We start from the raw sequence: 13,161 nt of genomic DNA, 5'->3' as shown, positions 1-13,161 counted from the left end.
CATGCTTTGAGGTGCAATTTATAAGGTCTTTATGAGCGATGATAGTGACCCTTGGGGAGGGGGCAGCGGAGGAAGCTTCGATAAACCTAAAAACGGGAAAAAATTCAGTGATGCCCAGTTTGACGGTTTCTTCAGTGGTGTTCGTTCGGCGTTGAGTGAGTTCCCAGGTGGGCACGGTGGCGGGTTTTCGTTCAAGTATTCTCACCTATTTATTGCACTTGTGGTTGCCGTCGCGTTCTACGCATGCTCTGGATTTTACGTGGTAAATCCGGAAGAGAAGGCTGTTGAGCTAACATTTGGAAAATACAGAAAAGTTACCGATCCTGGTTTGAGATACTGGTTGCCTCGCCCTTTGGGTAGGGTGCTAAAAGTGAAAGTTGAGGTCGTCGGCAAGGAAGAAATAGGCGCAGGCACATCAAGAGATGCTGACCACGGCACAGGTGAGGGTATCATGCTCACCGGTGATGAAAACATAGTGAATATAAACTTCGACGTTCAGTGGAAGGTCACCGACGCGTATAAGTACCTATTCTGTGTAAGGGATATGAGGCCAGGGGCCACAGTGAAAAACGCAGCAGAGAGTGCTATGCGCGAAATAATAGGAAAGAGTACACTTGCTTTTGCCATAGAGGGAGAAGGAAGGGCCTCTATAGCGTATGAAACAAAAAAGCTATTGCAGAGTATACTGGATCAGTACAACATGGGCGTGGAGGTCCTCTCCATACAGCTAAAGAAGGTGGATCCTCCAGAGAAGGTTATCAGTGCGTTCAGAGATGTGCAGAGCGCCCGCGCTGATAAGGAGCGCGCCATAAATGAGGCGCATGCGTATCGTAATGAGGTGCTCCCCAGAGCCAAGGGGGAGGCGATCAAAATAAAGCTAGATGCCGAGGCATACAGAAGTGAGGTGGTAAACCGGGCTCAGGGTGATGCTGCTAAGTTTCTTGCGATACATAAGGAGTACGTAAACCAGCCTGAAGCAGTCAGAGACCGCATGTATATAGAGGTTATGGAGGAAGTGCTGCGTGGCATGGATAAAATAGTCGTTACAGACGACGTCAAGGGTCTGTTCTCTTATTTGCCCCTGACGTCTGAAGGTGGCAACAAATTGGGGAGCGGTAAGAAGTAGCATGAAATTAGGACTGGCTAAATTGGTTGTACTGTGCTCCATTGCCTTTGCAGGGGCAATAATTATACTCGAGTCCCTGTTTATCGTTGATGAAGCGCACCAGGCCATAGTGGTACAGTTTGGGCGCGTACTGAAAAGCGTACAGAAAAGCGGTTTGTTCTACAAGGCCCCCGTGATCAGTGAGGTTATATACTTTGATAAGAGAATCATAGAAATCAGATCAGACTCTTGTGAAGTTATAGCTGCAGACCAGAAACGTTTTGTCGTGGACTTTTACGCAAAGTACAAGATTGTGGATCCAGTAAGGTTTTACCAGACAGTGAGGAGCGAAACTGGGCTTGAGAATAGGCTGAGCTCCATCATAGAGTCAAGCTTGCGTGAGCAGGTGGGAAGCGTTGCGCTGATTAACTTCCTAAATGAGGCAAGATCCGATGTGATGCGCCGCATACAGGAGGGCGTCCGTACAGAGTCTGAAAAGTTTGGCGTAGAAATGGTTGATGTGCGCATCAAGAGGGCTGATCTGCCAGAAGAGAACAGCGCAGCAATTTTCCGACGCATGCAAACAGACAGGGAAAAGGAGGCAAGGGAGATTAGAGCAGAGGGCGAAGAGGTATCCCAAAAAATTAGATCGGATGCAGACTTTCAGACGCGTGTTATAATCGCCGATGCGATGAAGGACGCACAGATAATCAGGGGTGCCGGAGACGCAAGAGCATCTCAGATCTACAATGACGCCCTGAGTTCTGACCCTGACTTTTTCAGTTTTTACCGTACAATGAGAGCCTACAGGAAAGTCTTCGGCGACGACACAACTAGAATTGTGCTGTCACCAAACAACGATTTCATAAGTCTTTTTAACAAACACAGGGGTTAAGTGTGAAGAGATTCTTGTCGCTTTTTTTGCTACTTACGACACTGTTTAGCGTTAGTTGCGGTGCTGGCATTGGGGTATCGGCCTCGCAGTCGCGAGTTTCTGGCGCGCCGGACAGCCACAGGGGGTTTTCTGAGCTTGCTGCCAGGTTGCTACCTGCAGTGGTCAACATATCCACTGAGCAAACTGTGGATAGTGATGCGAACTCCATGGGACAACAGGGTTTCAGGTTCCCAGGAATCCCAAAGGGCATTTTTGAAGAATTCTTCAACAACCTGGAGCCTCTACTAGTTGACCCACCAAAGCCACGTAAGGTGATCTCCTTGGGATCCGGCTTCATAGTGGACAAATCTGGGCTGATAGTGACCAACTATCACGTGATAGCGAACGCGAAAGAGATTCATGTGAAATTTAGCGACAACTCCACGGCCAGGGCCACAGTGCTGGGCAAGGATCCTAAGACGGATCTAGCTGTGCTTAAAGTCAAAACAAAAAAAGACCTGCAACCCGCTAAGTTAGGCAATTCCGACAACGTTCTGGTTGGAGAGTGGGCACTTGCGATAGGTAACCCCTTTGGGCTCGGGGGCTCAGTAAGCGTTGGCGTAATCTCTGGCCGCGCACGCGATATCAATATTGGCACTGCCAGCGAATTTTTACAGACCGACGCAGCCATAAACCGTGGACATTCCGGGGGGCCTCTGTTCAATGCTGATGGGGAAGTGATTGGCATAAATACCGCGATAATGTCCCCCCAGGGCGGAGGGAATGTTGGCGTAGCGTTCGCTATCCCGTCAAACAACGCTGCCCGCGTTATAAATGTGTTATCCAAAGGCGGCAAGGTAGAGCATGGATGGCTTGGGGTTGTAATCCAGCATGTAACCGACGACATGACGGATTCTCTCGGTCTGGAACAGGCTCGGGGTGCGTTGATATCTAGTGTTGCCAAGGATAGTCCAGCAGAAAAGGCGGGGCTAAAAGTGGGCGATGTTATTCTGGAGTTCAACGGGCAAAAGATTGACAGCATGCCCCAGTTAACCCACCTCATAGCAAAAACTGCAGTGAACGAAAAGGCCAAGATGGCTGTCCAGAGGGATGGTAAGGTTCTCAATATTGTAGTTACCATAGGCAAGCTACCTGATGATGCTATACCTGGCAGCACCGACCAGGAGGCTACAGACGAAAGCGTAGGGCTCACAGTCACAAACCCACCCAAAAGCTCTAAGAAGCAGGAGGGGGTGTTGATTATCCGCGTTGACCATAGAAGCGATGCTTTCGGCGAGGGTATTAGGAAGGGAGATATACTACTTGGAATCAACTCCACAGCAATAAACAACGTGTCGGATTTTAGCAAGGAGATGGGCAAGATTAAGAGTAGTAGTGGTAAAGGATCTTCTTTGTTATTGCTCGTAAAGAAGGGAGGTGGCGATTCACCACCGGTATATATCCCGGTAAAACTGAACAAGAATGCATAGGGTTGTGGGGCGTTGTTCCCGAGCATTATTGTGTTGCTCTTTGCGGGTATGTCGTCCCTCGGCGCTGGTTCCAGTAAGGGGTAGGGAGGTAGGATCCATGGTAAAGCGGTGTGCCAGAGTTGCAAATGGCCAGGCTGCTACGTGGGCTAGTGAAGGTGTGCCTGTGCAGCACAGCATTAGGCTTCATCGCCATTCGCAGTCAACTCCCACACCCATTGCCGGAAACGGATTGGTAGCCACCTACACCCAAGTGCTGCAGCGTTGTTTCTATTCAAAAATACCGCACCGCTCCATTGTTGGGCTTCTTGGCACAGCAATGGACAAAATTGTAACACTGGGGCCAATCGCTGCTGAGGCTGATAGCAAGGCGCCACGCGTTGAAACAGGGCAAATGATGTTAGTGACTTCAAGTGGCCGTATCATCCGTAGCTCAGTGCGTGTTGCTGCACTTGGCCTATCACAGCCCGAAGTCATTCAGTTTTACAACATTGCAAACAACCTACCTAGCGTACTAGTCAACAAACAGGAGTTTCATGTTGTCACGCTCCATTGATAAAAAAAGCCTGGTGTGCAGAGTGTATGAAGCCACGGGATACAAATTTTCAAATTTAGATCTCTTATTAGAAGCGTTGACTCACCCAAGCCTGTCGCGCGAAAACGTAGCAAATTATGAGCGCCTCGAGTTTCTGGGGGATGCCGTGCTCAACATGACTGCGTCGAAAATGCTCTACGATCTTTTCCCAAATGACGATGAGGGGTGCCTTACCAAAAAGAGAACTGCACTGGTGTGCGGTCCTGAGGTAGTAGAAGTTGCAAAATCTATAGGACTCGGCAATCTTATACTCATGTCCAGCGGGGAGCTGGCCTGCGGGGGGGCTTACAACCCAGGAATTTTAGAAAATGCATTAGAAGCTCTTATAGGGGCAATGTACATAGACAAAGGTACAGGGGACACCACATATGCAGACTTCATATACAGACACTGGCTTCCGCGCGCGCAGCACATGTCCTCGGTACCACCTCAGGACCCCAAAACTGCCCTGCAGGAGTGGGCACAGAGCAAGGGCCAGGCAGTACCGTCATACAGATTGATTAGTAAATCCGGTCCCGAGCATAAGCCTGTGTTCACGGTGGAAGTAAGCGTCCCAGGACATTGTAGCGCTCTTGGCGCTGGTAGTAGCAAAAAGCTTGCTGAGCAGGAAGCAGCAAACTTGATGTTGAAAAAGATCATTGGGCCTTCCTAGAATGGACCCAGAGTTGTCACAGTGAAAAAAAAGCACAATAACGAAATCCTGGCATTACTAGTATCGATCATAATCTCAATGATATGCCTAACATACGCTTCAGTGCCGTTGTATAGAATTTTCTGCAAGGTAACTGGATATGGAGGCACCACGAGGCAAGCCCAACAAGTTGCGCCGAGAAATAAAAAGGCGGGCAGCTACAGCATCAAGGTGAGATTCAGTGCAGACACTCACGGAATCCCGCTGTCTTTTTATCCCGAGCAGCCCTACGTCGTCGTAACTCCGGGAATACAAAAGTTAGCATTCTACGTAGCGGAAAACCAGTCCGACAGAGAAATAAGCGGCACAGCGGTATACAACGTAACTCCAACACAAGCGGGAAAGTATTTCAACAAGGTCGCATGTTTTTGCTTTTCTCAACAGACATTCGCACCCAGGCTTAGATTGGCAATGCCGGTGTCATTTTTCATAGACCCAGCTATAGAAGAGGACCCAACAACCAGAGATATCAGAGAGATCACCCTGTCCTATACTTTCTTCCCCAACAACACAGAGCAGATAGGCGAGAAACCCGTATCTACCCGTAGAGGTAGCGGCAACGCCCACCCCTAGTCACACCGCGCGGGAGGGGGCACAGCTGGTGACCAACTAACCCCACACTTTTACGTAAGCGAAGCCACAACACCCCCGGAAACAACGGAAGCACCACCTGACCGGGAGATCCTGACATTGGTGATGCCGGAAGCACCAACCCTGAGCCCATTGGCAATGTCCATTACATCTCCATCGGAGAAGTAAGACCCCCTGCTGTCATCGGTAAGGACCATCATACGGCGATCATCCGCAGCACACACCATGTAACGGATAAGACATACAGCCACAAGAATCAGTACCATGGCGGCTGACACCATACACACACTAGACGCCGTAGACGGAATGAACAGGGACTGCACCGCTTCCGCAAAATTCCCATGCGCTTGTGCGCACAAGACGCCAAACGCGGCCGAAAAGGTGCACATGGAGGCACCCAGCGCAAACGCAAAACCGCACGAGAGGACATTGAATTTAGAGGCCCTAGAGCTACCCACCGAATCGCTAATGCTGACCTCTGCGCGCACACGAGCGCCCTGGACAAACTGCCCGTTCATCTTCAGCATCCTAGGAGCGTCGAACCTCTCTTCAGGAAGGGAAACGATAAGGCCATACCTATCAACCACCCTTAGTCTCACGCAGAACACTATGAGTCCAGCGAGAGCCACAAAGACACCCACCATGGAGAACAAAAAGGCGGCAGTAGAAGGCCCAAAGCTCAGCAGAGGGACCCCAGCAGAAAAGACGTAAGCGGCACAGAAGGCGAAAAGGGAAGCACTGGCGAGGAGCAGCACCCCAAACACCTTAGCAAACAGCCGGTCACGCCCCAGCCTTGAGACACCCACATCATCGTGACGGTCATCATCCCTCGACATCCTAGCCTCATTTTTTGAAGAGAAGACAACATTACTCTAGCAAAATCAGCACACGGAGTCAACAGGACCATCCCACAACCGCCTCCAGAGGGGTTTGAGGAACCTAAGCATCACGCAACCTACCCGCGCATAAACAGCCCGTAAGAACACACGGGCACACGAAGCCGGGAGCAAAACCCCCACACCAGGGGAGGCCACCACAACAACCACAGGACAGCGCACACCGCACAACCAAGGAGAGCCGGCCACCACGCGCGACGACGAAAAAGGGGCAGCAGGGGGAGGAAAGCAACACGGCCATAAGAAGGCCGCCAGAAGCAGCACCTACACCTTCTCAGGCAAAACCCGGAAACCACCCCACTTTTATACGTGTCTACAAGCAAGCGTGTGCCGCGCACTACATCGCAGCAAAAGGATTAACTGCCTCGTTTCCCCTGTAGTTAGCATCATGCACATGCACAGCGAGCACTTCATCGAAGTTACCTGACGGACCACCTAGCGAATCAGCAGGCAGTATTCCATCTGCAGCTGAGACACCACCCGAACTCACAACGACAAGTTTGTTGCCCTGACCAGATGCAAGCAAACCCCCCTTCATAGCCGCGAAGAGCGTCACAGCCATAGCCAAGAACAGCACGACAACCCACGCTTTTTGCAGAGGCGTAGCGGCAGAAAACCCTTTACCTATCATGTCAGCAGTTATAGCTGTACCTGTGGGCAGAGCCCCCGACAGAGTCGCAAACAAGGTAAGAGTCACCAGACCCGCAATCGCCACAGGTGTGGAGAACGGGTTCGAGCGGCTACCGGTAACAAATGACACGTCACGGAGGCGCCCACGCTCCTCATCCTCATCCTCACCAAGCTGAGGACCAGTAACGTACGCAGCTTCGCGATACAGCCCGTTCATTTCCTGGACTTTTCTCTTGTGATCACTGCAAGCCACAGCCAGCCCAATAGCGCTCACAATGAAAATGACCGCCATCACCATGAGCGCGATAAACTCGGGATGCTTCAGGAGCTCACTAGACCCCATACCCTCCCGAGACAGGCGCCACATGCGCGCAATCAGGGCAGCAACCACCACCAGCGACAAGGACACAGTAACACCCAAACCCTGACGCATGTACCTAGAAGCATCCGGGTTCGCTATGTGCGCACTCAGCCTCTTATTATTGATCTTAAAGGACATAACCGACACAACCCCTAAATAGATAACACCCAGGCGATACTACTGCTGGGAAACCAGATTGTCAACTAGTTAAACTTAGAAATATAAAACCCTAAACGCAGAAGCTCGCTAGTTACTTACCTTTAATCGGTCCGCACACTATTGGGGGGCTTATTCTATGATAAATTTAAGCATTGAACTATGTGTGACTCTGTGCAATTCCACTTGGGCCAGACCGCAAGGCAGGCGCCCCGGAGAATGGGGTTGCTAGCATGCAGCTGGTGATGTTCACACTCTTTAGATGCGCGCGCTACCCCACACCATGTCGCACAACTGGCCAGGCATCGCATACCCCTCCCGGAGAGAACACCCGTTATTTGACGTTATAGCCCGACTTCACGTTTCGTGCGATTGTGTTGGAGCCACCCGCCGCGTGTTACCCGTCTCAACCCGGGCTACGGGCATCTATGACGCACTCAACGCAGACCCCAGAGGCTCCGCGCCCACGTTCTATTAACTTGCTGATCCAGCTAGCGCTCTGCAACGCATCATACACAGAACCCCCTTCTACCGCTATGCCTGATGTGCATGCGCCCTCTCCTCTCGCGCCATCTACAGTATCAAGCCCCCTCAGAGTGTTGGGACCACAAGGCGGCGCGCTCGCGCTAGCACCTGCGTGAGCAACGATAATAGGTGCTGGAGCCACAATCATAAACATATTCACATTGGATGCGTTACCATCCGCGAGCACTCTTGTAAGAAAGAGCAAAACACATGAAACTGACAAAATTGACATCATGACGACAAACGCAATGCCACTCACTCCTTCCTCAGAAATTAACAGAGAAATAGGAGGAAAACCTTTGTAGTGGCCAACTACCGCACCGCCAGTCAGTGCTGCAGCAATGAACGAGAACACAGTCATGCATGCAAGAAGCAACTGGAAGGTGCTGTAGCCACTATGCACCCCGTATCTTCGCACGCTAACATTGAATCTTTGGCTAGGATAAACAAAGGGTGCCTGTATGCTCCCACCTGCGCTCCTCATTTTGCCACTCTTGTGCTGGAGAGCAGCCATGATAGACATGAAAGCCAGACTCAAGAGAAGTATTATTGCAGAAACTACGGCAGTGACGAAAACCGGAGTGTACCAAGAGAACGGAATCCCGGCAGAAATCGCGTAGGCAAACGCGGCAGCAGACGTGGCAGCAAATGTGGATGCGCAGAGAACCCCCAACCGAAAATAGACGTTGCTGACAGGTTTGCGCAGTATAAGAGATCCAGCATCACCCTTAACACCGCAGCCAAGATCGTCCACAAGCCCTCATAAAATAAAGACGCAGCTGCGCGCTTCCCAGTCGGCTGCGTCATCACAACACCACAGGAGTATACGCGTTATCTCAACTTAAGCCAACACAACAACCTTTAAATCGGCTTACAGGGAGCAGCTCGTGTACGCACCGCCATAATGCACCACCTATTCTGGCATGCCTAACCCACACAAAAATCTAATGGGCACCTAGAGAATGGCTTTCCCTCCTATACTGTTTCGCATCCCCACTTCAATGACAGACAGGCTGCCGAGCATTTCCCTTGCAACCTTGTTCACGTCCTGTAGCGTTATGGAATCAAAAAGTGCCCGATATTCCGCTATGTAATTCGGCCCCCTGCCCTGTAACTGTAGTTGCATAAGCAGGTGCGCCAGAGAACTTGTATTCAGGAAGGTAAACACAAAAGAATCCAGAATATCCGCCTTAGAGATACTGAATGACTGCTCATCCAACCCATGCTTTTTAACTTCTTTTATGACATCAAAAATCCCATCAACACCGCGCTTAGCTGTGGAATTGTCCGTGTACAGGACTCCCACCAGAGCATTGATATCTCCGTCATTGTACAAGGAGCTGCTGACATGATACGTAATCCCGAGCTTCTCACGCAGTTCTTTCATCAGCACGGAGCTCAGGGAGGTGCCACCCAACGCGTGTACCAGAAGTTTCATTGCGTGATACTTAGGATCATCAAACGCTACACCCCTCCCCACAAACATCACAACGCTTTGGGGAGAATCGTATTTTATATATCCCCTGCCCCCTATATCCGCATCAACGTGGGCAACAGTTTTAAGATTCTGCCCCCTATTTAGCCCAGCAAAGCTGGCATCAAGCATGCCCTGCAGGGTGTCCTCGTTGACATCTCCAACCACCCCTACGATCATCTGGTTGAGGTCGAAGCTGTCGCGTTTGTAGCGAGATACATCATCCAAAGTTATGCTATCTATGTCTTCGATGTTACCCATCGGTAGCGAACCGTGGGGATGTTCTCCAAACAACATACGCCCCATCCCGTACAGCGCTAATTCCCCAGGGTGAGTCATGCTGTGGCGCACCTCTGACTTCTGACGTTCTTTCTCTTGAGAAAAGACCTCGTCACTTATGTGGGCATCGAGAAGGCACTTCCCCAGCATATTCAGCGCAAGTTCAAGATTATCTGACAGGGTCTTCAGAGATATATACATGTTCTCATGGTCAACAGAAGCCGACAGATCTATCCCCTTTTCTGAAAACTTGCGCAGGACGCTTTCCTCTCCCTCAATCTCAGCGTGCGGCATAACCAGGGAGACCAAGTGCGCGAGGCCCCGCTGTCCCTCAGGATCGTAAGATGACCCGGCTTTTTTGAATGCGATAGATATGGACACTATAGGCAGGCTTTGCTCATTAACGTACCAGTAGCTTATTCCGCCTGGGGTACTTGCACTACGCACGTCTACGTTTAAATCACCAGCGGTACAGTCCGCTCCGAACAGCACCACGCATACTAAGAACAAGATACGCAACAATAAAGGGTTAGTGCTCATACGATCCTCCTACTACTTAGGTAACAAGTGTCCTTCCACTGCGGGGTTGGCAAAAATTCCTTTGAGCGCGGCATTCACCTCTTCGGCTTTGATGCCTTTTATCACGTCCACTACGTTCTCCATGGCAATCGTAGGTGATTCAATGGCTAAGAGCCCCGCATAGAACCATGCTCTATCCTCAATGCCATCAAGGTCGTATACAACGCGTGCCATGCTTCTGTACTTTGCGTTCTCCACAGATTGTTCTGACACCCCTGAAGCGATCAACTGCTCCACAACATGCCCAACTTCCCTTCTCGCAACTTCGGGGGAAATACCAGGGCTCAAACGTATGTCTATGGAAACCGCGCCGCTACTGAGCTCCTTAGCACCATACGATACTGACACGCTTGTTGCCACACGTTGTTTACGAACCAACTCATCGTACAGCACACCAAACTCGTCCCCAGCAAGAACATCTGCAGCCAGAGAGGCGGCGTAGTAGCCACGCAAACTCGCATCTTGAGTAACACTGGGGGTTCTATATAGCATAAACATCTCCGGATCTGCTACAAAAGCACTCTCCATCTTCAGGACCATACCCGCCCTGTGCGGAGGCTCTAGCTTTACATCAGTTTTGCGCTCAGCGGCTTGGTCATTGTTTTTTATACCGCCGTAGTAAGCCTTCGATAATTCCATAACCTCATCGAAATCTACATCCCCAGCAACCAGCAGTATTGCATTGCTTGGATTGTAATATTTGCGATAGAAGGCCTCAACACTACTCATGTCATAGTTTGCTATTTCGTGCTCCCAGCCGATAACTGGTCTACCATAACCATTGCGATAGAAGGCGTTTACAGCTTCTTCATCCAGCAACCCACGAGGAGTTGCCTCAGTACGCATTTTTCTCTCCTCTAGCACAACATTACGTTCACGCTCCATGTACTCCGTTGTGAGATCTAAGTTACGCATCCTATCGGCTTCCATCTCCATCATCAGCGGCAGATGCTGTTTTCCCACCAACTCGTAGTAGGCAGTATATGCATTAGAGGTAAGTGCATTAAACTTACCGCCCAGCCGCCCGATTATCTCAGAGAAGTTTTTGACATTTTTCGTGCCAGTAAACATCATGTGCTCAAGAAAGTGAGCAATACCTGAAAGACCGGGTGGATCGTCCATGCCTCCCACCTTGTATACTAGCATGTGCAGCACTATCGGGAAGCGGTTGTCTGGTATTACATAAACTTTCATCCCATTATCAAGCTCTGCAACCCTCATACTTTGCAGTCCTGCACACAGTGCAGAATTGTGGAAAAGCACAGACAAAAGAAAACTCGCTGCAAAAAATTTCTTCATCATCCCTAGAGTCCAAAATGAAAAAACTAAAGTCCAAGCCCAAGCAATATAGTGAGATCATTAATATTTCTTAACAGAAAGCGGTGCTGCACCACTGTCCTTCTCTTCACACATCTTTGCGTGGTTTATCAGCTCGAGACACAGAAAGCCTAGGGCACCACACGTCACACAGGCGTCAGCAAGGTTAAAAGCAGGCCAGTGAAATTCACCCAAGTGCAGGCTGATAAAGTCGTACACGGCACCAAGTCTGAATCTGTCTAAAAGGTTACCTAGGGCTCCCCCTATCACCACACCCATGCAGAATGCGCTCTTGCGACACTTGGATCTCGCGAACATAGCCAAAAGTACAGCTATAATCACCAAAGAGACGCACATAAACACCAGGTTCCCACCTTTCAGCGCATCAAACATGCCAAAGCTGATCCCTCTGTTAAAAACTTGTATCAAGCTACAAAATCTGGAAATCTCCACGACACCAAACTCTGAGTACAAACCCATGGCGTACGCCTTGCTCACCTGATCTAGTACAAAAACACATGCTATTGCTGTTATTCCAATGATCTTTTCTCTCACCACATAACCCCTAAACGGCACAACCGCAGTTTAGCACAAAAGTCAGAGCTGTACATAGGTACAGAAATGCGCTCTAGTGTCCCTGCTTAGCGCGAGAGATGTCCTGTTCTATTTGTTGAATGAGTTGGTTTACGTCACTGAATCTACGCTCAGGTCTTATGAAGTTGACAAGCTCCACATTGGCCTGCGCTCCATACATGTCCTTGTCAAAATCAAAGATGTGCATCTCCAACAACGGGAGCTCTACTTCAGAGAATGTCGGCCTCACCCCAATATTTGCAATACCGGGCAGCCAACCATCAGTACCAAAATTGACTCTAGCACCATACACGCCGTTCTTGGGCAACACAGTGTGATCCATGCTCAAGTTCAACGTTGGAAACCCTATGGATCTTCCCCTACCCTTACCTCTAAGCACTTTCCCACTTACAACATGTCGTCTACCCAGAAGCAAATTCGCTGTCTCTAGATCACCAAGCTGTAGGCACTCCCTTACACGAGAAGATGAGCAAGCGCGCCCATCTACGACATACTGGGGTACTCCCGTGACCTCATAACCGCATGTTACTGCGCGCAGCTTAAGTAGCTCCAGATTGCCAACGCACTTGTGTCCAAAAACGCAACTTTCTCCCACAACTACGTGCTCAGCTCTGCAACTTCCCACAAGCACATCGTTAATGAACGCATCTGGCGATAGCTGCGCAAACTCCTCTCCGAACTCCACTACATACAGGTAATCCACTCCACAGGCTGCAATGAGCTCTACTTTCTGCTCGAAGTCAGTAAGTAAGAAATTCTCACATTGCCTAAAGAAAACCGCGGTGTGCGGAGAAAAAGTCAGAACAGCAGAGGGTAACGACAGATCCCTAGCAAGTCTGGTAAGCTCAGAAAAAATACGCGCATGCCCGAGGTGCACGCCATCAAAATTACCAAACGTCAGTACAGCTGCCCTCTTACTCTCGCACCCATATAACACTTCCATACAAAAAACTTTACATACACACGCAGCTATGCTAGCTAGAACGCTCACGTCACGGGAGGGATGG

The 13,161-nt window shown here is 50.0% G+C and carries 13 protein-coding genes; 6 read left to right on the top strand and 7 right to left on the bottom strand.

The genetic code is table 11. From position 1 onward, the window contains the following. Positions 1–31 precede the first annotated feature (31 nt). Genes hflK through OC187_RS04045 form a run of 6 tightly spaced genes read left to right on the top strand, consistent with a single transcriptional unit; the run spans position 32 to position 5,325 of the window. Complete coding sequence (gene hflK, locus OC187_RS04070) at positions 32–1,126, top strand: FtsH protease activity modulator HflK (protein ID WP_262997680.1); 1,095 nt, start codon at positions 32–34, stop codon at positions 1,124–1,126. 1 nt (position 1,127) lies between these two features. Next, the gene (hflC, locus tag OC187_RS04065; RefSeq protein WP_262997679.1) at positions 1,128–2,000 is read left to right on the top strand and encodes a protease modulator HflC; all 873 of its coding nucleotides are present in this window, start codon (positions 1,128–1,130) and stop codon (positions 1,998–2,000) included. Positions 2,001–2,002: 2 nt separating this feature from the next. Beyond that, entirely contained in the window at positions 2,003–3,469 is a 1,467-nt protein-coding gene (locus tag OC187_RS04060; RefSeq protein ID WP_262997678.1) for a Do family serine endopeptidase, read from the top strand. A 40-nt stretch (positions 3,470–3,509) separates the two neighbouring features. Then, positions 3,510–4,022, top strand: a complete 513-nt coding sequence (locus OC187_RS04055; protein WP_262997677.1) for a hypothetical protein — start codon at positions 3,510–3,512, stop codon at positions 4,020–4,022. Further along, positions 4,003–4,713, top strand: coding sequence for a ribonuclease III (gene rnc / locus OC187_RS04050; protein ID WP_262997676.1), 711 nt, complete (start codon positions 4,003–4,005; stop codon positions 4,711–4,713). Before OC187_RS04055 ends, rnc begins: the two co-directional genes overlap by 20 nt. 21 nt (positions 4,714–4,734) lie before the next feature. Next, positions 4,735–5,325 (top strand): cytochrome c oxidase assembly protein, encoded by a 591-nt coding sequence (locus tag OC187_RS04045; protein ID WP_262997675.1) that lies wholly within the window; start codon positions 4,735–4,737, stop codon positions 5,323–5,325. 50 nt (positions 5,326–5,375) lie between these two features. On the opposite strand, the gene OC187_RS04040 is transcribed toward OC187_RS04045, so the two are convergent. From OC187_RS04040 to ribF, 7 genes are all read right to left on the bottom strand, one after another. Then, on the bottom strand, positions 5,376–6,179 hold the full coding sequence (locus OC187_RS04040) for a hypothetical protein (protein ID WP_262997674.1): 804 nt from the start codon (positions 6,177–6,179) through the stop codon (positions 5,376–5,378). Between the two features lie 397 nt (positions 6,180–6,576). Further along, positions 6,577–7,368 (bottom strand): hypothetical protein, encoded by a 792-nt coding sequence (locus OC187_RS04035; protein ID WP_262997673.1) that lies wholly within the window; start codon positions 7,366–7,368, stop codon positions 6,577–6,579. Between the two features lie 424 nt (positions 7,369–7,792). After that, complete coding sequence (locus OC187_RS04030) at positions 7,793–8,665, bottom strand: hypothetical protein (RefSeq protein WP_262997672.1); 873 nt, start codon at positions 8,663–8,665, stop codon at positions 7,793–7,795. Positions 8,666–8,866: 201 nt separating this feature from the next. Continuing rightward, positions 8,867–10,204 carry a M16 family metallopeptidase gene (locus OC187_RS04025; RefSeq protein ID WP_262997671.1) on the bottom strand — a complete coding sequence of 446 codons (1,338 nt, stop codon included), beginning with the start codon at positions 10,202–10,204 and terminating at the stop codon, positions 8,867–8,869. Between the two features lie 12 nt (positions 10,205–10,216). Further along, positions 10,217–11,464, bottom strand: a complete 1,248-nt coding sequence (locus OC187_RS04020; protein WP_262997670.1) for a M16 family metallopeptidase — start codon at positions 11,462–11,464, stop codon at positions 10,217–10,219. A gap of 138 nt (positions 11,465–11,602) precedes the next feature. Continuing rightward, positions 11,603–12,115, bottom strand: a complete 513-nt coding sequence (lspA, locus tag OC187_RS04015; protein ID WP_317618999.1) for a signal peptidase II — start codon at positions 12,113–12,115, stop codon at positions 11,603–11,605. A gap of 73 nt (positions 12,116–12,188) precedes the next feature. After that, positions 12,189–13,097, bottom strand: a complete 909-nt coding sequence (ribF, locus tag OC187_RS04010) for a riboflavin biosynthesis protein RibF (RefSeq protein ID WP_262997668.1) — start codon at positions 13,095–13,097, stop codon at positions 12,189–12,191. Between the last annotated feature and the right edge of the window lie 64 nt (positions 13,098–13,161).

Origin of the sequence: Anaplasma capra (genome assembly GCF_025628805.1) — a bacterium.
In the GTDB taxonomy this organism is placed as follows: Bacteria; Pseudomonadota; Alphaproteobacteria; order Rickettsiales; family Anaplasmataceae; genus Anaplasma; species Anaplasma capra.
This window is presented reverse-complemented; position numbering and strand designations above follow the sequence as displayed.

What these genes read in the sequence shown, in the direction of transcription:
- OC187_RS04040 (WP_262997674.1), bottom strand. Translation starts at nt 6,179, where the DNA reads ATGTCGAGGGATGATGACCGTCACGATGATGTGGGTGTCTCAAGGCTG.
- OC187_RS04035 (WP_262997673.1), bottom strand. Translation starts at nt 7,368, where the DNA reads ATGTCCTTTAAGATCAATAATAAGAGGCTGAGTGCGCACATAGCGAAC.
- OC187_RS04020 (WP_262997670.1), bottom strand. Translation starts at nt 11,464, where the DNA reads ATGAGGGTTGCAGAGCTTGATAATGGGATGAAAGTTTATGTAATACCA.
- OC187_RS04025 (WP_262997671.1), bottom strand. Translation starts at nt 10,204, where the DNA reads ATGAGCACTAACCCTTTATTGTTGCGTATCTTGTTCTTAGTATGCGTG.
- hflK (WP_262997680.1), top strand. Translation starts at nt 32, where the DNA reads ATGAGCGATGATAGTGACCCTTGGGGAGGGGGCAGCGGAGGAAGCTTC.
- rnc (WP_262997676.1), top strand. Translation starts at nt 4,003, where the DNA reads ATGTTGTCACGCTCCATTGATAAAAAAAGCCTGGTGTGCAGAGTGTAT.
- ribF (WP_262997668.1), bottom strand. Translation starts at nt 13,097, where the DNA reads ATGGAAGTGTTATATGGGTGCGAGAGTAAGAGGGCAGCTGTACTGACG.
- hflC (WP_262997679.1), top strand. Translation starts at nt 1,128, where the DNA reads ATGAAATTAGGACTGGCTAAATTGGTTGTACTGTGCTCCATTGCCTTT.